This window comes from Azospirillum brasilense, from assembly GCF_007827815.1.
Lineage (GTDB): Bacteria > Pseudomonadota > Alphaproteobacteria > Azospirillales > Azospirillaceae > Azospirillum > Azospirillum brasilense_C.
On the sequence record NZ_VITH01000001.1, the window covers coordinates 803,165 to 824,624 of the forward strand.

A 21,460-nucleotide genomic window follows, 5' to 3' on the forward strand; every position below is an offset into this window, starting at 1 on the left:
GGCCTCCGGATGGGCCGGAATCGTCCTTTCCGGCGACCGCCCGGCCACGCCGAACGAATTTGGTTCGGCAAAACCGACGTTGTGGTATCATGCGCCCCCGTTCCGGCCCGCTGGATTGCGGCCGGACCGGCATGGGTACGCCTGCGAATCGCAAAAAACACGACCTGCCGAGACGACGACCAGCATGAACATCATCATCGAACGCGCCGCCCTTCTCCGGTCCCTTGGTCATGTGCAGAGCGTGGTGGAGCGCAGGAACACCATTCCCATCCTGTCCAACGTGCTGCTGCGGGCGAACGACGGCGAGCTGTCGCTGGCCGCCACCGACATGGACCTGGAGATCGTCGAGACGGTCCCGGCCACGGTGACCCGCTCCGGCGGCACCACCGCCCCGGCCCACACGCTGTACGACATCGTGCGCAAGCTGCCCGACGGCAGCCAGGTGGAGCTGGACATCGGCGGCGACGGCACGATCCTGACGCTGCGCGCCGGCCGGTCGCAGTTCAAGCTGTCCTGCCTGCCGGTCGACGATTTCCCGCAGCTGTCCGGCGGCGACCTGCCGCACCGCTTCGACCTGACGGCGGGCGACCTGCGGGCGCTGGTCGACCGCACCCGCTTCGCCATCTCGACCGAAGAGACGCGCTACTACCTCAACGGCATCTACCTGCACGCCGCCAAGGCCAAGGCCGGCGGGGCCGAGCTGCCGGTGCTGCGCGCCGTGGCGACCGACGGCCACCGTCTGGCGCGGGTCGAGATGCCGCTGCCGGAGGGCGCCGCCGGCATCCCCGGCGTGATCGTTCCGCGCAAGACCGTGAACGAGATCCGCAAGCTGATCGACGAGGCCGCCGACCGCATCGAGCTGTCGCTGTCGGACAACAAGATCCGCTTCGCCTTCGATTCGGTGGTGGTGACCTCCAAGCTGATCGACGGCACCTTCCCGGACTACGAGCGGGTGATCCCGGTCGGCAACGACAAGACGATGGAGGTGGACGCCAAGCTGTTCGCCGCCGCCGTGGACCGCGTCGCCACCATCTCCACCGAGAAGAGCCGGGCCGTGAAGCTGTCGCTGACCCGCGGCACGCTGACCCTGTCCGCCACCAGCCCCGAGGCCGGCAGCGCCACCGAGGAGCTGGAGGTCAATTACCAGGAAGGCCCCCTGGAAATCGGCTTCAACTCGCGCTATCTGCTTGATATCACGCAGCAGATCGAGGGCGAGGGCGCGCGCTTCTCGCTGGCCGACGCCGCGTCGCCGACCATCGTGCGCGACGTCGCCGACGCCACGGCCCTTTACGTGTTGATGCCGATGCGTGTGTGACCGGTCCGGACGGATCGGCGCTTTTCGGGCCGGTGCGCTCCGGACCCCGTGTCTGACGGGGTGCGGCGGCCCGGCCCCCGCATCCCGGATCGGACGCTTTGCTCGACGCCAGACAGACTTCGCCCTACCCCGCCCCCGTGGTGGACACTCCGGCCGCCTTGGCGGTGACGCGCCTGACCCTGACCCGCTTCCGCGGTTATGACAGCGCGCGCCTGGAGCCCGACCACCGCCCGGTGGTGCTGACCGGGCCGAACGGCGCCGGCAAGACCAATCTGCTCGAAGCGGTCAGCTTCCTCGCTCCCGGACGCGGCCTGCGCGGCGCCAAGCTGTCGGAGGTCGAGCGGATCGGCCCCGGCAACGGCCCCAACAACGGCGCCGGCTGGGCGGTCGCCGCCGTTCTCGACACCCCCACCGGCCCGGTGGAGATCGGCACCGGCCGCGAGATCGGCCCCCAGGCGGCGTCCGGAGCGGAGCGCGACCGCCGCGTCGTTCGGGTGGACGGCCATCCCGCCAAGGGCCAGACCGTGCTGGCCGAGCATGTCGCCGTCGTCTGGCTGACCCCGCAGATGGACCGGCTGTTTCTGGAAGGCTCCAGCGGGCGCCGCCGTTTCCTCGACCGCCTCGTCTTCGGCTTCGACCCCGCCCACGCCGGCCGGCTCAGCCGCTACGAGCACGCCCTGCGCGAGCGCGCCCGCCTGCTGCGCGAGGGGCACCGCGGCTGGAACGGCGACGAGGGCTGGCTGGGCGGGCTGGAGGACCAGATGGCGACCACCGGAGTCGCCGTGGCCGCCGCCCGCCGCGACGTGGTGCAGCGGCTGCGCGCCGCCTGCGGGCGGGCCGTCGGCCCCTTCCCCGGCGCCGACCTGACGGTGCAGGGCACGGTGGAGCGCTGGCTGGACGAGGGCCCGGCGCTGGCCGCCGAGGACGCGCTGCGCCGCTCGCTGCGCGACAGCCGGCGCGCCGATTCGGACGGCGGCGGCGCCACGCTGGGGCCGCACAAGAGCGACCTCGCGGTGCGCCACGCCCAGAAGGACATGCCGGCGGCGCTCTGCTCCACCGGGGAGCAGAAGGCGCTGCTGATCGCCATCATGCTGGCCAACGCCCGCCTTCTGGCGGCGGAGCGCGGCGCCGCTCCCCTGCTGCTGCTGGACGAGGTGGCCGCCCATCTCGACCCGCAGCGGCGCGAGGCGCTGTTCGACGAAATCCTGGCGCTGGGCGCCCAGGCCTGGATGACCGGCACCGACGATTCGGTCTTCGGACCGCTCGGCGGTGCGGCCAAACGCTTCCACATCGAGGATGCGACCGTGACCCCGGCCTAGCTCCCAAAAAAGCCCCCGAAAAAGGGCTGAAAAGCCCAGAAAATCGCTTACCGAAGAACGGTATTCCGCCGAAACCCAACGCAGTCTGCTATAGTCGAGCCATGGCACAGGAAGCACTGAAGAACGACCTCCCGCAGCAGGATTACGGCGCGGAATCGATCACCGTCTTGCGCGGGCTGGACGCCGTGCGCAAGCGTCCGGGCATGTACATCGGCGACACCGATGACGGCTCCGGACTGCACCACATGGTCTACGAGGTCGTGGACAACGCGATCGACGAGGCGCTGGCCGGCTACTGCGACGCGGTCGTGGTGCAGCTGAACGCCGACGGGTCGGTCACGGTGCGCGACAACGGCCGCGGCATCCCCACCGACATCCACTCCGAAGAGGGCGTGTCGGCGGCGGAGGTCGTGATGACCCAGCTCCACGCCGGCGGCAAGTTCAACCAGAACTCCTACAAGGTGTCGGGCGGCCTGCACGGCGTGGGCGTGTCGGTGGTGAACGCCCTGTCGGAAACGCTGGAGCTGCGCATCTGGCGCAACGGCCGCGAATGGTTCATGCGCTTCCGCCACGGCGTCGCCGACGAGCGGCTGGCGGACATCGGCGCGGCGCCGATGGTCGACGACGGCAACGGCGGGCAGAAGCCGCTCTCCGGCACCGAGGTCACCTTCCTGCCGTCCAAGGACACCTTCACCAACACCGAATTCGACTTCGCGACTCTGGAGCACCGGCTGCGCGAGCTGGCCTTCCTGAACTCCGGCGTGCGGCTGGTGCTGACCGACGCCCGCGGGGTGGAGCCGAAGGTCCAGGACCTGCACTATGAAGGCGGGCTGGAAGCCTTCGTGAACTGGCTCGACCGCTCCAAGGTTCCTCTGCACAAGCCGGCGATCTCGATCAAGGCGGAGCGCCCGACGGAGCATGGCGGCGTGGTCACCGTGGAATGCTCGCTCCAGTGGAACGACAGCTACCACGAGACGACCCTCTGCTTCACCAACAACATCCCGCAGAAGGACGGCGGCACCCACCTCGCCGGCTTCCGCGCGGCGCTGACGCGGGCGATCAACAACTACGCCAACGAGTCGGGCATCGCGAAGAAGGAGAAGGTCAACCTCTCCGGCGACGACGCGCGCGAGGGCCTGACCTGCGTGCTGTCGGTGAAGGTGCCCGATCCGAAATTCTCCAGCCAGACCAAGGACAAGCTGGTCTCCTCCGAAGTCCGCCCGGTGGTCGAGGCGGTGGTGGGCGAATGCCTCGCCCAGTATTTCGAGGAGCATCCGGCGGACGCCAAGCGCGTCGTCCAGAAGGTGGTCGAGGCCGCCGCCGCCCGTGAGGCCGCCCGCAAGGCGCGCGAGCTGACCCGGCGCAAGGGTGCGCTCGACATCGCCTCCCTGCCCGGCAAGCTGGCCGACTGCCAGGAGCGCGACCCGGCGCTCTCCGAACTCTTCATCGTGGAGGGCGATTCGGCGGGCGGTTCGGCCAAGCAGGGCCGGTCGCGCCAGTTCCAGGCCATCCTTCCGCTGCGCGGCAAGATCCTGAACGTGGAGCGGGCGCGCTTCGACAAGATGCTGTCCTCGGCCGAGATCGGCACGCTGATCGCGGCGCTGGGCACCGGCATCGGGCGCGACGAGTTCAACCCGGACAAGACGCGCTACCACAAGATCATCATCATGACCGACGCGGACGTGGACGGCAGCCACATCCGCACGCTCCTGCTGACCTTCTTCTTCCGGCAGATGCCGGAGCTGATCGAGCGCGGCTATCTCTACATCGCCCAGCCGCCGCTCTACCGCATCAAGCGCGGCAACGCGAAGGAGCGGTACCTGAAGGACGACCGGGCGCTGGAGGAGTATCTGATCGAGGCGGCGCTGGGCGACCTGTCCGTGCGTCCGGCCGACGGCTCCCTGCTGACCGGCGAGCCGCTGCGCGAGATGGTCGAGCAGGCCCGCGGCGCCCGCCTGCACATCGAGACGCTGGCCCGCAAGGCCGGCAACCTGTCGGTGGTGGAATCGGCAGCGGTGAGCGGTGCCCTGTCGGTCGCGCTGTCGCAGGACACCGCCCAGGCGCAGCAGGCGGCCGAGACGGTGGCCGCCCGGCTCAACGCGCTGGACGTGGAAGGCGGCTGGCGCGGCGAGAGCCTGCTCCAGGGCGGTTACGCGCTGGTGCGGACGCGCCGCGGCGTGACCCACCGCCATCATCTGGACGCCGACCTGCTGAAGAGCGCCGAAGCCCGCAAGCTGGACGCCATCGCGGCGGACCTGAAGCGCGTCTACGCCGAGCCGGGCCGCGCCTTCGAAAAGCAGAAGGAAAGCCGCAGCCTGACCGGTCCCGTCGCCCTGTTCGACACGGTGATGGAGTTGGGCCGCCGCGGCGTGACCATCCAGCGCTACAAGGGCTTGGGCGAAATGAATCCCGACCAGCTCTGGGAAACCACGCTCGACCCGACCAAGCGCTCGCTGTTGCAGGTGAAGGTCAACCACGCGGACCAGGCGGAGGAGGTCTTCTCCACCCTGATGGGCGACATCGTCGAGCCGCGCCGCGAGTTCATCCAGGAGAACGCGCTCAAGGTCGCCAACCTCGACGTGTAAAGAACTTGTTGTGGTCCTTAACGCAAAGCTTGAGAAACCGAACTCTATGATTGAGAAGCTTTAACTCTATGATTGAGAAGTTTCACTCAATGATTGAGAAAGGTTGAGATCAAGCGAAGCTGGAGCTTGACAGAACGGATGCAGAATGGGGCGGATCCAACCGGGTCCGCCCTTTTTCATGAAGACGACGTCCCACGCAGGGAACTGGGGCTGGCGCCCTGCACCATCAGTCCTTGGGACGCTTGCGCCGCGGCGGTTCGGCGCCCCCTTCGATGATCAAGTCCGCCGGCATGACGGACGGGTGCATCGCCAGGAACCGCCATCCAATGTCGAATGCGTTTGCCCAGTCCCAGCCGGTTGCCCCGGCAGTGGATGATGCTTCTCACGCGATCCTCTCCGCGTTGGCGGACAAGCATGCGGAACTTGCCGCACGCCGCTCGGACCTGGCCCGGCAAGTGGCCGCGCTCGACCAGGAGTTGACGTGCCTCGAAGGGGCCATCCGGCTGTTCAGCCACTCCCGGCCGGCCTCGGCCCCGACGGCCAGTCCCGTGAGCCCGCGCCACGCGACCGAACGGAGTGTGATTGCCGACGACGCCCTGCGCGTGCTGCGGGAGGCCTCCCGCCCGCTGTCCACCTCCGACATCGTCCGCGCGCTCTGCGCCGAGCGGAACGTCGCGCTTCGCCCGTTGGAATTCCGGCGCTTGGCGGTGGCCGTGATCTCCGTCCTTCGCCTCCGCGAAGCGCGCGGTCTCGTCGAGGAGGTCGGCCGTGCCCGGCGCAACGCCGTCCTGTGGACCGCCACCAGCGCGCATGACCGCTCACGGCGCCGCTGAGCCATACGAGGCGCCAGCCCCCCTCGCTTTCTGTGGGGCTCCAGCAACGGGTGCCCCGTAACACTCGGCGGTGGGCCGATCAGTTCGGCCAAGGTCCGGTCCGATGCCGCGCGCCGACCAGGCCGTGCCGCTCAACACCACGTTCGTGTTCAAATTCACCTTTCTCTATCCCACACGGGTGAGCTCTCCCCGATCGCCCCGACGCGAAAGACTGGCTATGCTAGAAACGTGCGGGGTTGCTTCCGGGACCACGGGATGGCTCGGGCGCGCGCCCCTGATAACGCCGCGATAATCACGGTTATCGGGGGGTTATCACGTGACTTCCGCTGTTGTCGGGAAAGGATGCCGGCACCTTGGACCGGCCCGCCGCTCCGGAGGCCGCCCATGCCCGCCGTTCCCCCGCCGGTCGCCATTCCCTTCGCGCTGCTGCCGCACCTCAGCGCCGCCGACGTCGCCCGGCTGCGCGCCGCCTTCGCGGCTCGGACCATGGCCGCGTCGACCCGGCGGGCGCTGCTCGGCGACGCCCGGCTGTTCGTCCGCTGGTGCGCCCAGGCCGGGCACCGCGCCCTGCCGGCCAGCCCAGCGACGGTGACCGCATTCCTCGCCGACGCGACCATCGCCGGCCGGACCCCGGCGACGCTGCGCCGCTACCGCAGCTCTCTGGCGTGGTGGCACGCCGCTGGCGGCTACGCCAATCCCTGCGCCACCACGGCACTGAGCACGCCCCTGCCGGAGACCGACTTCCCCAACGCCGGCCTGGCGGCGCTGCGCCGCTTCCTCGATGTGGCGCAGCGCTGCCTCGCCCCAGCCACGTTGCGCGCCGTGCGCGCCGACGCCCGCGTCTTCGCCGCTTGGTGCGGCGCCCGCGGCCTGTCCTGGCTGCCCGCCGCACCGGAGACGGTGTGCGCCTTCCTCCAGGACGCCGGGACCACCCGCAAACCGGCGACCATCGCCCGCTACCTCGCCTCCATCGCCCTGCTGCACCGGGCGGCCGAGCACCGCAACCCGTGCGACCACTGGAGCGTCACCCTGGAACGCCGCGGCCACGCCCGGGAGCACGGGAGTGCCCACCGGCAGGCGACGGCGCTGACCGACGCCGTGCTGGATCCCATCCTCGACCGGCTGGCGACCACCACCGATCAGCAGCAGCGCCCGATCGATCGTCGCGACCGGGCGCTTCTGTTGGTCGGGCGCGACACGCTGGCCCGCGCCGATGAGTTGGTGGCTCTGCGCTGGGCGGACCTCCACCCGGTCGATCCCAACGACCCGGAGGCGCGGCCTGGCGAGGGCACCATCCGCATCCGCCGCTCCAAGACCGATCTTGAAGGCGAGGGCGCCGAGGTTTGGCTGTCGGCCGAGGCCATGGCCGCGCTCGCTGCGTGGCGGATGGTGGCGCCACATTGGCCGGATTCGGTCACCGGCGCGCCGACGCGGGAGGGAGTGTTCGTCTTCGGCCATCTGCGGCGCGGCGGCCCGGGTGAGCGGATGAGCCCGGCGGCGGTGCGGCGAGTCGTCGTCCGACGCACCGCCGCAGCCGATCCGCTGGCCGTCGGCTTCAGCGGTCATTCCTTGCGCGTCGGCGCCGCCCAGGACCTGCTCGCCGCCGGCGTCGACCTCGCCGGCCTCATGCAGGCCGGGCGTTGGGCCTCGCCACAGATGCCGGCGCGCTACACCGAGCGCTTGCGGGCGGTGCGCGGGGCGGTCGCGCGGATTCGACGGGCCCGGCAGGGTGGCGACCACGGCCAAGACCCGCTGTGATCGCCACCATCGACGAAGTCGCCACCAGCACGATGGAGAAGGGCAGATCGCAGGATTTGGTTGGTCGGTGCCTGGGCCGACCGAGCAAATGCCTTCGGATGCCGCCCGCCAACAGACACCCTGTACGGTCCCCAGTGTTGGGTGGGGATGCTCCACTTCGGCTTTTGACCCCTTGCGGATCATCGCTCACGGCTGCTTTGCGCCAGAAGCAGAAGTTAGCTGTGACGAAGACAAATGGCTGGTTTGGGGCCGGTAGCAGACCGACCGTACCTCCTCAAGTAAACGGATCACTCAAGATCGAAATGGTCGCGCATTTGGCTCTCATAACGGATCCGGAGATCTCTTCGTTAACCGCCGGAGGCGACCGGACCCGGGGGTGATATCCTGGCACACTGATTGAGCCGGGATCACCGAGCCTAGAGGTCGAGATCGGGCCCCTCGATGATGATCCGATAGGCATCGCCATCGACCAGCGTTCGCGCCGCACGCTGTGCTGCCCATTCGTCGGGTAGCCCGGCGAGCGCCCTGAACCGATGGTAGAAGTCGCGACGGCTGTCCGGCTCAAGCGTGGCGAGCGCCGCCCTGGCCTGCTTCGACAGGCGCTGCGGCAGCCATACGACGCTGCGCTCGTTGACAACGAGGATCATCGAGCGGTGGGTGAAGCTGCTCGTGTCGCCAAGCTGCCCAGTCGACTTGCCCTTATGGTACTTCTGCAGCTTGAGCGCGAGAACAAGGCTTTTGCCCGACAAAGCGAGGCGGTCGATTAACGCGTCGCGCCGGATCGACAACCGATAGCCGGTCTCTCCCCTGGAATGTTCGCCGACACCGCCTTCCGCACCCCAAGCCTCTGCACGATAAGCCGGCACGCCGTCGCGAGACCAACTGCGCACGATGACATCGTCGGCCACCATCGACTGCTCGGCACGCACCCATTCAGCGGGGAAAGGCCGATCAAGCGCCGTCGACGCGGCATAAGGGTCGTAGCGGTCGAGCTTGCGCTGGGTATTGGGTGTCTTGGACACCCATGCCTGAACGCTATGGCCCACGCGCCCGAAATGGCGCGCGATCTCGTCCTCATCGTCGGGCAGCCAGCGGAAGAATGCCTCGTCCGACAGCAGGGTCATGACGGTCGACCGGGCATCGCCGGAATTGGCGATCACGCTGTGCACGGTCAGCGTCGTGTCGCGATCGAGCGACCACCGCGCCGATACCGGCAACCAGTCACTCGCCAGCGTGTCGCCGGCCAGCCCTAGCAGTGGCGAGAGCAGCGGCCGATCCTTGGCGAGTGATGCGGTCTCGCTGCCGGGCATCGCAAGCTCATGCGGCTTCGGGAGGTCGAGCGGGAACAGGTCGGTGAGATCGGCAAGCCAAAGCCCGTCGTCGCGGGAAACCAAATAGTCTTCGAGAAAGGCCATCCAGGCATCGCCATCCCAATGCTCGCCGACCACCGGTTTGGTGGCGATCAGGTCGCCGGCAACCAGCATCAGGGCGTGCCAGCCCAGATAACCGCCATATTGGTCGCTCTCGGGTATGTAGCCCGACGACCAGGAGCGATCGATACCGTCGCTACGCGCGTCCTCATACATTCCGCGGATGGTCGAATCCCATCCCCTCACTACCATGTTGATCCGGTCCTCGACCTGCCAGCCCGGACAAGCGAAGACGTGGCAGAGACGTTCAACCTGATACTTGCAAAAATCATAGTCGAGTGAGAAGGCATGATCGGCGCGCGGTGACCCGTCGGGCCGCGGCAGATAACGGAACTCGGTATAGTCCGCCCGCGGCGCGTGAGGCCAGGGCGACCGGTTCGCCGTCGCCAATCGCGCCGTCAACGCGTCACGCCCGGCGGGGTCGAGGAGCGGCGCGATCGCGCGTAGCGCCATGAGCGCGAACTCGCGCATGACGACGTGCGGGAAGTCGGTCGAGAAAGCGACCCTCTCGAGATAGTCCCGGTGCCGGACCAGCGGCGACGCATCATCCTTGGCGATGCGGGCAAGCGCGATCAGCAACCAGAGCCGCGCGTGCAGGACATAGAATGGCAGCTTGGCATCGACGAACGGTAGCGCGCTGTCCGTCTCGGCCAGGATGACCAGATAGTCGATCACCTCGAACCGTCCCAACGCCGCGAAGCGCCGTACCGCATGGGCGGCGCGCCAGCGCATCGAGGCGCCCGAATGGCCAAGCCGCGACCAGATCAGCCCGGCGACCAATGCGGTTTCGTCGCTCGGCACAACGAACGACGGGGTCCACGGCCCGTCGCCAACTTCGGCCGGGAGCTTCGCGTCGGTCAGCGACAGGAAGCGCTCCAGTCCCTCGGCGATCGCGGCGGGGCTGGCGGCGCGCGCCAGTTTGGCAGCGAGCGCAAGCCAGGCGTTCCCGCCCAAATTGTCGGCATTGGCGCGGAGCGCCGAGATCACCCGTTCGACGAGTAGCGCCAGGTCGGACCCGAAATATTTGACGAGGTCCCGCCAGCCCACGAACGCATCAGAACTCGAATTAGCAAGCTCGAGGGCATGCTTGGCGGCGAGGCGAAGGCCGAGCGCCGGCAGCGCGTCGCGCATGGCCGGGGACACCGCAGCCCAGGCCACGAGATGATCGTGGAGTGCGTGCAGCTTTTCGGCCAGCGTCGCTGCCGACAATTCGACAACATTGCGAACAAAATCGAGCCGCGCCGCCGGGGTTGCGGGCTCCGATGCGAGTCTGCGCAGCGTCTGTACCGCCCATCGCCGCCCCGCATGGTCGACCGCCTGGCGAAGAATTTCGCGATCGATCTGGTCGGGATCGGTCAGATCGACCGGATAGGGCGCGGGCGCGTCCGTGGCGGACGTGGGTGGCAGCGGGAGCGCGGCCGGCGGCCCCCGTCGTGCGAGCAAAGCCGCAATCCTCGTCCGCGAGGGTGACGCAATCGGCAGGTGCACTTCAGCGAGGCGATTGAGCCCTTCGATGGTCTCGCGTTCCGGCAACAGCTGATCGTTGCGATCGATTTCGACCAGAACGAGCTGGAAAAACCATTCGAGGCGTTCAGGCGCGAGCCGTTCCGCGATCGCAGCCGCCACGTCGGAGAAATGCCACGTCCAGCTTTCAACCGGCGCCGACAACCCGCACAAGGCGGCGGCTGAATCGGGCGACAGTTTCCCCGCCCTGACCAGTTCGGACAGCGCCGGGCCGAGCGAGAGACCAAGCCGGGCGGCACCCCGATCATCGAGCCGTCCCAGCGTGGCAAGCATCGTGCTACCGGCGATGGGGACCATCGCCTGGGCATATTCGATCCAGGGAAACCGACCGTCCTCGCCCTGGTTGAGTTCGAGGATGCGGGCTAGGCAGTGCGCGGCTTGGGGGCTCAGTTCGGGCCCAGGATAGTAGCCGGCGAGTTCGAGCAAATGGTTGGTGCGATCGAAATCGTCCGACCCGATTGCGTCGGCGAGATCGAGCGCGCGCCGGAAATAGACCGCGGCCTCATCGATGCCCACTCGCCACACCGCGCGGGCCAGATCGCCATAAGTCGAGACCCGGGTGCCAATATCGGTATCGAGCTGGATCTTGCGCTCAACCTGTGCGGCGAGCAGCAACGCGGCGTCATGATGCGCGGGCACGCGCGACAGCCGCGCTACGACGTGGATGAGATCGGCCGTGAACAGACCCGGCGCGGTCGCGACCCAATCCGCCATACGGCGCGTCAACACAGCATCGAGCGCGCCGAGGGCATCGGCGAGATAGAAGATCACTCTGAAACCGATCCGCGCAACGTACGCCTTGCCGTCTCGATAAGGATAGGTCGACACTCGCTCAACGGTGGCGATAAGCGCGTCGAACGCCGCCGCGACCATATCGATTCGCGTCTGACCAGCCGGCGGGCGCACGATGTCCGCCGACGCCTGTGCGAAGGCGAGCAACGGGTTGATCCGCTCGCTCAGCGTCCGCGCATAGTCCGACCGCCTCGATTCATCGAGGCGGTCCCGTCGCTTTCGCCGAGGACGGCCGCCCCCGGGGCTGGGTGGGGCAAGCTTCTGATCGAGAATACGCTTGAACGCGGCCGGGCCGCGCGCCTTGGCGCTCGCTGGCACGAGGGCCAGCAATTCAGTGGGGGCGATGTCGAGCAGTGTGACCGGCTTACGGTTGAGCGCGGCCCGTACACCCGCGCCGAGAACCGTGGCGTCGATCGTGCGCTCGACCGAATAGTAACTCGAATAGTTGTGGATCGGCGCGGACGAATGCACCGCTACACCGATAATGGCGTCCGCGTCTCCTTCGAGACCGAGATCGATCGCCCGTGCGATCGCGAGGCTGATCGCCATCGCCAGCGGTCCACACTCCTCCTTCTCGGCTTCGTCGGCGCGGCCCAGTTGCGCGATCAGCCGGCGCGCAACAGCGGGGTCGTCCCCCCAATAGCGGAGCGCTGCCGCATACAAAGCACGTGAGGGCATGCGGCAATGTGCAAGGCGCCTTGAGAGGTCCGTGGCCGGCGAATGCGGCGAGCGGCGATGACGCTCGAACAGGTCAAACAAGTCGTCAAACTTGCGAAATGCGACGCCGCTGCCGCGCTGAGCAAGGAATTTGGCGATGCGGATGTCATTGCCGGATAGCATCTCGACATACGCGAAGCCGATATCGTCGCGGTCGCGCGACACTGCCCGGTCGCCGAACCGGTCGCTCGTCTTGGATTTCAGCGCCCAGTTGTGCCAGTCGATCGATCGCCGAGCATGGCGGCGCGCCTCGTCGTGATCGCCGGCGAAGCTGCTGGCGATCCCTTGCGCCGCGTGTTTGCCGCCTGGCCAGCCGACCTGCGTGACCGCCAAGCGACGTTGCGCCTCGGCATCGCCGGCGACCGCGGCGAGATCGGGATATTCGTAGAGAAAGCGATCGGACCGCTCGTGTCCAGCAGCGACCAGCGACGCTTCCAGCAACAGCCGGAACAGATCGTCGCGCCGGCCGAGCGCGGCGCACAGCGAAATGGCGGCGGTGATCCGCGCGAGCCGGATATCGCGCGCACTGACCAGCGACGAGCCGTCGGGCACGCGTGGATCAAACGCCAAGCCGATCAGCTGATCGACGTCGCCCAGCGAGGTGAGCAACGCGGGCAAGGCGCGTGCGGCGTAGCTCGAGCTCGACTGGCGTGCCTGGAGCCCGGCGATGATCCGACTCTGGTCGGCCGCGGCACCGCCATAGGTCGACCGGATTAGCGTCTCGGTCGGCTCGTCGCGGAACATCAGGCCATGTGCCGTCCGTTCGAGGAGCGGCGCCAGATCGGAGGCGAAGCTTTCGACCTGCGCTGCGTCGAGACCGTATGCGGCGGCAAGTTCGTCGATCGGAACCGGCGGCACGAGCAACGCAATCCCGGTCAGGAGGAGGTCGATATCGGTGTTGGTTGCGCCGCGCGACCGCGCTTCCGCGCGCGCGCCCTCGAGGCGCTGGCGCAGCAGCGTATCGAGCAACGCTGCCGCTTCACCCGGCGTGTCGGGGAGGACGAGCGGATCGAACGGGCGTCCCGCAGCGATTAGATTGTCAAGGCAGCGCGGATTGCGGCCGGAACGCCCGATCAGCGCCGCTACCTCGACGACCGTCGCGTCGGGCACGCGCCGGTGGATCAGGTCGCGCGCCTCGCCTTCACTGAACTGCGGGATCGCGAAGGTCCGGCAAGAGGCATCGCCGGTCGCAATCGCGAGGCGCTCGGTCCGGCACGACGCAACCACCCGAACACCCTCGATCGGCTCGATCCCCATGCTGCGCAGCAGCAGATGGGCAAAGGACGGCGCACCAGTTTCCTGTGCTGCGAGCCCAGCATGATCGACCGCATCGAGCACCAGCGAGACAAGCGCCCCGTCCTGCGTCTGCCGCGCGGTCGCCACGGCCTGGGCGAGCCGGCGCCGAAAGGCCCTGAGCAGGCCCGTGACGTCGGTGATCGGCAAGAGGATGTCGCACAGCCCCTGCCCAGCCAGGAGATTGGCGAGATGAACGAGGGTGCGCTCGGGCAAGTGCCGGCCGTCGGACGGATTGCGCCACTGCCCGGCCCCGAACCCATCGAATAGAATGATCGGTCCCGCAGCGACCAGACAGTCGGCGAGGCCCTGCATCAGGACGGTCTTGCCCATGCCACCGGCCGCGTGCACGACTAGCGGGTCGCCGGGCAGCCGGGCAAGCTCGGCAACCTCTTCGAACACGGCGCGCGGTATCACATCGGCCACGTCCGGAAACGCATCGGGCGTCGGGTACAACCGGTCTTCATGCTCAACATCAAGCTCGGCGAGCACCGCGACACGGTCGATGGTCTTGTCGGCGTCGCTCCCCGGGCCGGCCTTGATGCGGATGAGGTTCCGCAGCTTCAAGAGCCGCTTTTCGGCATCTGGATCGCTTGCCTCGCTCCACGCGGCGAGCGTAGCCGATACCGCGCGTTCGGCATCGACAAGGCTGCCTTGGCTGCCGACCAGATCGAACCGGCGGAGCAACCCGGCATGCGGATGGGAATAGGATTCGAGAGCGGTGGCGAGCTGCGCGGCCTGACGAGCGACGTCGCCCTGCGTCTTCTCGCCCGATATGATCGCCGTTACGGCGGCCAGCAGGTCGGCATGGATTGGGCGGTTGGTGGCGAACTCAAAGCTTACCACGCGGTCGACATGGTCATCGCCGTGCTTGGTCCGCAATTCTGCGTCGGTAACGGCGAACTTGGTGAGCGTTTTGGCCAGATCCGCAGCGCGTACCGCGCGGTCGGCGCTGGCAATCGAATATTTGAACTGGACAATTGCCACGTGCGAAGCGCGGGCGATGTCGCGCGCGCCATGATAGCGGACGAGATCGGCGATCTCCACCGCACCGTTGCCGAGATCGCGCTCGTCAGCCTCATCGAAACCTTCGAGAGCAATCGCGACGAGGTCGGTGGCCGGCAGCAGCAGCTCAAGCGCCGACCGCGCGGCCCAGGCCTCGTGATAAGCGTGCCCCGCTTTCGACGCGCGCACCTTGTCGATCGCGATCGGGGTCGTGTCGGTCTCGTCCTGGTCACTCATGATCGCTCTAATTCTTAGGCTCTTTCGGGCGGCGTTCCACGTTAATTGCGTCGCTAGCCTCCCGATCGGATATGCTGTGCCGCCGGTGGCGGAAGACGCGTACCGACCGTCACGTCATGGTTGACCCGCGAGTTGACGGGCGAAAGAATGGCAGCTTTCAGGACCGCCAATTGGCAGTCTGAACGACTGAGATTAGGGCGCAAAGCCGCCGCATGAGCACGTCTGCTCCTGACCCGAAGCGGACTTTGGGTGCCATAAATTTTTAACCTGACGGGCTCTTGGCTAGGCTTACCGCGCAGCATACTAAGCGATGATTCCGCGCTTCATCAGGCGATAGGTGGCAAGACCTTATAATACATAATGAGAAAGTCATCGGCACCCATGGCCATTCTATGCCAATCACGTTTTGCTGTGATGCGGCATTGAATGTCAAATCGCTGGCCGACATGTTTATTTTCTATTTTTAAATGCAATACAGGCCGATTGCAATTTGGAATCGTTTTTGTAGACGCCCATGAAATAGCATAGTCATCTGGGGAAAAGGAGGGATCCACCTCGACCTCAATGGTTAAATTATCCCCAGGCCGAAGGCTATTTTGCGGGTTATCGTAAAAACTAAGAGTTATTCCGCCATCATGCACAACTCCGCATTGCTGGCGAACGTATGATGCGCCAAAGGAATCAGTCACCTTTAAAATAAGTGGAGCGTTGTATTCTTCCCGCATGCCGATGGCCTCGTAATATGCCTTCAAAGAGTCGATAACATCGTGCGTGTAGCAAATTATCTGCTCTGCATGCCTTATGCTTATCGGGTTTGCATGCGCGAGATTGTTCCTTGGCGCAGCTATTCGCTGCAGAAAAGTTCTGGCTTCCTGGCAGCCGTTAGGGAAGGCTATGTCAAGTGCTTTGCGGAAATGATTATTATACAAATCCGGCTTACATATGATATCAATGGCATCGTCTAGAAGTATGGCGTCTACTGGCCGAGGGTATCTCTCTGGCTCCCTGGCCCGCCGATTCATTATGTCCTGTACAAGTTTGGTCTTGATTATCCTATTTCCGTTGGCGTCTTGATAATTTAAATAATCTCCATATGCCGATAATAAAACCTCATCTATGAGTCGACGAAGCCAATGCTCAAGAGACTCTATGTTTTCTCTACAAACACCCCTAACTTCTGAGGATTTCATTTCGATAACCCCTGGGAACACCCTGCGCCTCCACTTAGAAACCGATTGGCATCAGTCGTCGATCATTCTACCCGTTTAGTCCGCTGTCCGAAAGGCACATCAGTGGGTAGTGGGCATGGCTGCTCCATCATGAATGAAAGACTGCTTTCGCAGCATTTCCACATGGTGAAACTTGACACATCATGCTCAGTTGCGTCCTCCGAGGGGGCTCTCCTGATGTCCGCTCCTGGCGCAAAGCGGACCGGCGCATGCGACATGAGCGCTCATGCATTGTCAGACGTGATCGGCTTCGGCGACAAACTGGTCCAACATGGTGGCAACCATTCTCCGCGTCAGGCCAGCACCAGAGCGGATGTTGCGGCGAGCGGCGTGACAACGCTGATTGCCCTCGAACAAGCTTCTGTTGGTGCCGTTCCTGGCAGGTTCCCAACGACGGAATGCGGCAACCTCCAAGACGCGGGAATGGCGCGACACGGCGTGCGCGCTCAGGGCGCTCCCTCGAAGCCCTGGGCATACCGCAAGTACTTTTCGCGGCGCTTGAGGCCGACCTCCATCTCTTCGACGCTCAGGCTGACGTTGGCGAACTCCGCGTGGCGGTCCTCACCGAGGAGCCCGATGGCGTCGGCCCGGCACTTGCGGCAATGGCGCATGAGCTTCACCGGTCCGGCGCAGCGCGCCCTTAGGCCCTCCAGCTCCTGCGCGGTCGGCTCCCGCTGGCCGGCGAGGCCGAAAGGGGTGCCGTGCGCCGGGTCGGAGATCAGCGGCATGATGTTGTGCATGAAGACGCCACGCGCGGTGATCGCCCGGTTGACCGCCACCAGATGCTCGTCGTTGATGCCGGGGATCATCACCGAGTTGACCTTGACCAGCATGCCGGCCGCGACCGCGGCCCGCAGGCCCGCGAACTGGCGCTCCAGAAGGACCGCGGCTCCGGCGCGGCCCTCATGCCGCTTCCCCTCGGCGTAGACCCACGGATAGATCCGCTCCGCGACGTCGGGGTCGGTGGCGTTGATGGTGATGGTCACGTGGCCGACGCCCAGGGCCTTCAAGCGCTCCACATAGTCGGCCAGCACCAGCCCGTTGGTGGACAGGCACGGCGTGATGTCCGGCAGCGCGGCGCGAAGGCGCTCCAGTGTCTCGAACACCGCGTCCGGCTTGGCGAGGGGATCGCCGGGACCGGCGATGCCGACGACGCTGAGCTGGGGCAGGCGCGCCGCGACGGTGAGCACCTTCCGCACCGCCTCCGCGGGGGTCAGCCGCGTGCTGGTGACGCCCGGCCGGCTTTCGTTCGAGCAGTCGTATTTTCGGTTGCAGTAGTTGCACTGGATGTTGCACGCCGGCGCCACGGGAACGTGCATGCGCGCGAAGGCCTTATGGGCCTTGGCGCTGTAGCAGGGGTGCCGCGCCACCCTCGCCTCGAGGGACTCCGACGCGGCGGTCGCGCCGCCACCGCTGCAGGCGGTCGCGCAGGCGTTTCGGGGGGATGGTGAGGGGATGCCGGATGCGGGCATGGCCGGGCCGTTCACGGTGTCGGTGAGGGGAGGGACGACGGCCGCCGGGGCCGCCGGTCCCGGGAGGTCAGCAGCAGCCTTTCCGGCGCGTGGCCTCCTGGCCATGCTCCTTGCGGCGGTAGTCGTACTTGCTGAAGTTCTTCGGCTTGGCGGCCTCCGGCTCACAGCAGGGTTCGGCCTTGGCCTCGGCGGGTTTCGGCTCGGTCTTCTCGTCCATGGTGCTGTCTCCCTCGCTCAACCGTGCGCATCCGCGACGGCGTTGAAAAGGTCTTCGACAAAGTTCAGCACGCCGTCGAAGCCCCAGTAGGACCGCGGGTTCAGGTAGACGCGGCGGGACGAGGGATAGGAGATCCCCACGTAGGCCACCTTGCCGACGCCGCGGTGTTTGATAAAGTCCAGGTCGTTGCCCAGGAGGACGTCGGGCCCGGCGGCTTTCAGCTCGGCCTCGATGCGGGCGTTGTCGCCGGTCACCACGACGCGGCTGGTGGCCGGCAGGGCGTCGGCGAGAGCCCGCACCGACTCCTCGTCCGGCGTGCCGGTCTTCAGGACCACGAGCGCCGGCACCGCTTCCAGCTCGCACGCCAGCAGGTGCGCGTAGCCTTCCGCCAGCACCGGTTCGGCGACGATGGCGATCGTCGCCGTGCGCAGCTTGTCGAAGGGGCGCTGCGACGTCACGCGCCCGAGGTTGCCCCAGAAGCGCCGGCGGGTTTCGTCCGCGACGGCATCGGCATCGGCGCGCGCCAGCGGCGTGCCGAGGGCATCCGCGACGGCGATCAGCCAGTCCACGCTGCGCTCCAGACCGATCGGCGGCGGCGGCGCGATGCTGGGGATCTTGGCCTTGCGTTTGAGGACGCGCGCCGCCTCGCCGCCGATGTCGGGCGAGGCCAGAACGGTCAGGTCGGCCGCCGCCGCCGCCGTCAGGTCGGACAGGTCGTTGTCGAGGAACAGCGTGCGCACCGGCCGCCCGAAACGGGCAAGCATGGCCTGGAGCTGGCTGCAGTCGTCCTTCCAGCGGGAATGCGCGCCGACGTGGCCGAGGAGGTTGATGGACCCGTCGGACCCGTCACGCGCCGGCAGCAGCCCTTTCAGCAGCACCGCCATGGCGTGGTCGGTGGCCTGCCGGTGGGTGCGCTTGAACCCGGCGCCCTCGATCTTCAGAACCGGCACGGGCAGACCGGCGCTGCCGATCACGCCGTCGATGTCGTCGCCGATGATGTCCGACGAGCAGGTGGAGATGACGCCGATCAGCCCGGCGTTGTTGTCGTGGTAGGTCTCCCACAGCTTCTCCCCGAGCAGCGTCTCGCCCCCGAAGATCACGGTCTTCTCGCACATTTCGGAATAGTTGAAGGTGACCCGCGACAGGTGGGTCGCCTCGTAGGCGGGAAAGGCGCAGCCCTTCGGGCCATGCACCAGCACCGACCCGCCGCGGATTTCCCCGACCACCTGGGCGATGCCGAAGATCGCGCACTTGGTGACCGGATCCACCATGCAGGGCCCCGACACGCCCGCCGCCCCCTGGGGCTCCAAGTCCGGAATGCCGTCCATCACACGACCTCCCCGAGCAGGGAGTACCGGCTGCGGCGGCGCTCCACCGTGGTCAGCATCTCGGCGTACAGGCTGCGCGCGCCGGCCAGCCCATAAGCCTGCTGGTCGTTCCACTGGTAGCGGAAGACGGCATGGCCGGGGAAATAGTCCTCGTTGCACAGCACGACCGGGTCGCCCAGGCTGTTCACCAGCTCCTGGATCTCCTCGACGTAGTTGGACAGGTACAGGGGCACGTCGAAGCCGTCGTTCACCTCCTTGCGGAACATGCTGACCTTGTCGCGGACGACGGCGGGATCGACGCCGACCACGATCGGGTCGAGGCCGACGTCGCGGGCGAACTTCGCCAGTCCGATCAGCTTCTCGCCGGTCTGGGTCCAGATCACCGCCTTGCGGCCGCCGCCGAGACGGGCGCGGACCCGCTCGCGCAGGTCCAGCAGTTCGGCGACCTCGGGGTCGTCGTGGAGATCGACGTCGAGGTTCATGGCGCGGGCCGTCGCGTCCATCCAGGCCAGCGATGCGGTCAGGCCGATGGGATTCGACGCCTTGATCGACTTGGTGCCGAACCGGGTGGCCATCTCCTCGAACAGCGCCATGCTCCAGTAGAAGCACTGCGACACGTTCGCTTCCGCCGTGCGCAGGTCGAGGAACTCCTCGTAGGGGATGCCCTTGCGCAGGATGGAGTTGACCCGGAGGCCAAGCTTCTCAAGCATCCGGATGCCTTCGGCGGCCTCGCGCTTCTGGTTCTCGCCCCAGATCCAGCGCCGCGGAAACAGGTTGATGGTGCCCGGCACCACCGGCTTCGCCGGGGCCTCCGCCATCAGCCCGGCGAGCACGCGGAACGCTTCCTCGCTGCCCTTGCGGTAGGACTTGCCGGTGAAGCCGGCGGTGTGCAGCCAGACGACCCGTTGTCCCTCGCGCTGCATGCCGCGCACCACGCCCCCCACGTCGTCGCCGATGATGTCGGCGCAGCAGTTGGTGATGACGGCGATCAGGCGCGGGTCGTGGCGTTCCTGCACCAGCGCGACGGCCTCGGCCAGCTTGCGCTCGCCGCCGAAGATGACGTCATGTTCGGAGAAGGCGGTCGTGTACTGCGGCTCCATGTGGCACTGGTCGGCGCCGCCGAACGGCAGCAGGAAGCGCCGGTTGGACATGCACCCCGCCGTCCCGTGCACCAGGCAGACGCAGTCGTCGATGTAGCCGAAGATCTCGTGTGCGCCCCAGTAGGCACAGAATTGGTGCATGTCCAGGCCTTCCCGGATGTGCACCGCGTCGGCCTCGACTGCCTCCACCAGCTCCGAGAAGAGCCCCATCCGTTCCTCGATGGCCGGCGTCATGCGGCGAGCCCCTCGGCCTTCACCCGCACCAGCAGTTCCTCGAACTCATCGTCGGTCAGTGGCGTCGGGATGGAATAGGCCTCGTTGGTCAGGATGGTGTGGGCGACGCTGCGGTAGACGTTGGCCTGCGCCGAGTCCGGCGCGCCTTCGACCACCGTCTTGCCCTGCATCTCGCATTCCTGGACGACGTTGTCGCGCGGCACGAAGGCGGTGACGCGGCTGCCCAGGCTCGCCGCAAGCGCCTCGACGGCCTCGCGCTCCATGAAGGCGTTGCGCTGGTTGCAGATCAGGCCGCCCAGCCGCACCTTGCCGCGCTGCCCGAAACGGTTGAGCGCACGGGCGATGTTGTTCGCGGCATACAGCGCCATCATCTCGCCCGAGGTCACTTCGTAGACCTGATCGGCGTAGCCGGCGCGCAGCGGAACGGCGAAGCCGCCGCAGACCACGTCGCCCAGCACGTCGTAGAGCACCACGTCGATCTTCAGTTCGTCGAAGACGTCCAGCTCCTTCAGGCAATCCATCACCGAGATGACGCCGCGCCCGGCACAGCCGATGCCCGGCTCGGGACCTCCGGCCTCGACGCAGTAGACGTCGTTGAAGCCGCGGGTCACCACCTGCTCCAGCTCCAGCTTGGCGATGCCGTAGCGTTCGGCAAGGCTCAGCACCGATGCGATCTTCCGGCCGCCGGTCAGGTTCTTGGTGGAGTCGGCCTTGGGGTCGCACCCGATCTGCATCACCGTCAGCCCTTGTTCCGCAATGGCCGCGGACAGATTGGACGAGAGCGTCGACTTGCCGATGCCGCCCTTTCCGTAGATCGCGATATGCCGCATTCCTCGCTCCCGAATGTCCCTCGTCGCGGCGCACGCCCGCATCGCCACTGTGGACCGCGCCCCGCGGTCGCCCGGCCGTGGACCAGGGGAACCGCAGCCGCGCCGCATACTAGAGTGTGCTCATTGATTAGATTTTTTCTCTTATAACGGGATAAATTGAAACAACACATCCATTATGAGGCGACAATCTGACGCATATACAACCATGCGCACAACTAACTACCAAAATGCGTATGGTTTTT

General features: G+C 66.7%; 12 protein-coding genes. 5 read left to right on the forward strand and 7 right to left on the reverse strand.

Features of this window, described 5'->3' with window-relative positions:
- Positions 1-184 precede the first annotated feature (184 nt).
- The 5 genes from dnaN to FBZ83_RS03755 all read left to right on the forward strand — a co-directional run bounded on the left by dnaN (position 185) and on the right by FBZ83_RS03755 (position 7,810).
- On the forward strand, positions 185-1,315 hold the full coding sequence (dnaN, locus tag FBZ83_RS03735) for a DNA polymerase III subunit beta (RefSeq protein WP_145681111.1): 1,131 nt from the start codon (positions 185-187) through the stop codon (positions 1,313-1,315).
- Positions 1,316-1,413: 98 nt separating this feature from the next.
- Positions 1,414-2,634, forward strand: coding sequence for a DNA replication/repair protein RecF (recF, locus tag FBZ83_RS03740; RefSeq protein ID WP_247888123.1), 1,221 nt, complete (start codon positions 1,414-1,416; stop codon positions 2,632-2,634).
- A gap of 101 nt (positions 2,635-2,735) precedes the next feature.
- Positions 2,736-5,219: a DNA topoisomerase (ATP-hydrolyzing) subunit B gene (gene gyrB, locus FBZ83_RS03745; RefSeq protein ID WP_145681112.1), complete on the forward strand. Its 2,484-nt coding sequence runs from the start codon at positions 2,736-2,738 to the stop codon at positions 5,217-5,219.
- Positions 5,220-5,491: 272 nt separating this feature from the next.
- A complete protein-coding gene (locus FBZ83_RS03750) occupies positions 5,492-6,052 on the forward strand; it encodes a hypothetical protein (RefSeq protein ID WP_145681113.1) in 561 nt (186 codons plus the stop codon).
- A 384-nt stretch (positions 6,053-6,436) separates the two neighbouring features.
- The gene (locus FBZ83_RS03755) at positions 6,437-7,810 is read left to right on the forward strand and encodes a tyrosine-type recombinase/integrase (RefSeq protein WP_145681114.1); all 1,374 of its coding nucleotides are present in this window, start codon (positions 6,437-6,439) and stop codon (positions 7,808-7,810) included.
- Positions 7,811-8,226: 416 nt separating this feature from the next.
- Here FBZ83_RS03755 and FBZ83_RS03760 read toward each other — a convergent pair whose 3' ends face one another.
- The 7 genes from FBZ83_RS03760 to FBZ83_RS03785 form a co-directional block, all read right to left on the reverse strand.
- Positions 8,227-14,808: a hypothetical protein gene (locus FBZ83_RS03760; protein ID WP_145681115.1), complete on the reverse strand. Its 6,582-nt coding sequence runs from the start codon at positions 14,806-14,808 to the stop codon at positions 8,227-8,229.
- A 326-nt stretch (positions 14,809-15,134) separates the two neighbouring features.
- The gene (locus tag FBZ83_RS03765; RefSeq protein WP_145681116.1) at positions 15,135-15,998 is read right to left on the reverse strand and encodes a hypothetical protein; all 864 of its coding nucleotides are present in this window, start codon (positions 15,996-15,998) and stop codon (positions 15,135-15,137) included.
- Between the two features lie 485 nt (positions 15,999-16,483).
- The gene (gene nifB, locus FBZ83_RS03770) at positions 16,484-17,509 is read right to left on the reverse strand and encodes a nitrogenase cofactor biosynthesis protein NifB (RefSeq protein WP_145681117.1); all 1,026 of its coding nucleotides are present in this window, start codon (positions 17,507-17,509) and stop codon (positions 16,484-16,486) included.
- 67 nt (positions 17,510-17,576) lie between these two features.
- Positions 17,577-17,726: a hypothetical protein gene (locus FBZ83_RS31320; RefSeq protein ID WP_186465958.1), complete on the reverse strand. Its 150-nt coding sequence runs from the start codon at positions 17,724-17,726 to the stop codon at positions 17,577-17,579.
- A 17-nt stretch (positions 17,727-17,743) separates the two neighbouring features.
- The gene (locus tag FBZ83_RS03775) at positions 17,744-19,054 is read right to left on the reverse strand and encodes a nitrogenase component 1 (protein ID WP_145681118.1); all 1,311 of its coding nucleotides are present in this window, start codon (positions 19,052-19,054) and stop codon (positions 17,744-17,746) included.
- Complete coding sequence (locus tag FBZ83_RS03780) at positions 19,054-20,388, reverse strand: nitrogenase component 1 (protein WP_145681119.1); 1,335 nt, start codon at positions 20,386-20,388, stop codon at positions 19,054-19,056. The genes FBZ83_RS03775 and FBZ83_RS03780 overlap by 1 nt, the downstream gene beginning before the upstream one ends.
- Positions 20,385-21,218 carry an AAA family ATPase gene (locus tag FBZ83_RS03785; protein WP_145681120.1) on the reverse strand — a complete coding sequence of 278 codons (834 nt, stop codon included), beginning with the start codon at positions 21,216-21,218 and terminating at the stop codon, positions 20,385-20,387. Before FBZ83_RS03785 ends, FBZ83_RS03780 begins: the two co-directional genes overlap by 4 nt.
- Positions 21,219-21,460: the final 242 nt, after the last annotated feature.

Bases quoted from the DNA above. Each gene is read 5' to 3' on its own strand.
- nifB (WP_145681117.1), bottom strand. From the start codon at position 17,509: ATGCCCGCATCCGGCATCCCCTCACCATCCCCCCGAAACGCCTGCGCG.
- FBZ83_RS03755 (WP_145681114.1), top strand. From the start codon at position 6,437: ATGCCCGCCGTTCCCCCGCCGGTCGCCATTCCCTTCGCGCTGCTGCCG.
- FBZ83_RS03775 (WP_145681118.1), bottom strand. From the start codon at position 19,054: ATGGACGGCATTCCGGACTTGGAGCCCCAGGGGGCGGCGGGCGTGTCG.
- gyrB (WP_145681112.1), top strand. From the start codon at position 2,736: ATGGCACAGGAAGCACTGAAGAACGACCTCCCGCAGCAGGATTACGGC.
- dnaN (WP_145681111.1), top strand. From the start codon at position 185: ATGAACATCATCATCGAACGCGCCGCCCTTCTCCGGTCCCTTGGTCAT.
- FBZ83_RS03760 (WP_145681115.1), bottom strand. From the start codon at position 14,808: ATGAGTGACCAGGACGAGACCGACACGACCCCGATCGCGATCGACAAG.
- FBZ83_RS31320 (WP_186465958.1), bottom strand. From the start codon at position 17,726: ATGGACGAGAAGACCGAGCCGAAACCCGCCGAGGCCAAGGCCGAACCC.
- FBZ83_RS03765 (WP_145681116.1), bottom strand. From the start codon at position 15,998: ATGAAATCCTCAGAAGTTAGGGGTGTTTGTAGAGAAAACATAGAGTCT.
- FBZ83_RS03785 (WP_145681120.1), bottom strand. From the start codon at position 21,218: ATGCGGCATATCGCGATCTACGGAAAGGGCGGCATCGGCAAGTCGACG.
- FBZ83_RS03780 (WP_145681119.1), bottom strand. From the start codon at position 20,388: ATGACGCCGGCCATCGAGGAACGGATGGGGCTCTTCTCGGAGCTGGTG.
- FBZ83_RS03750 (WP_145681113.1), top strand. From the start codon at position 5,492: ATGATCAAGTCCGCCGGCATGACGGACGGGTGCATCGCCAGGAACCGC.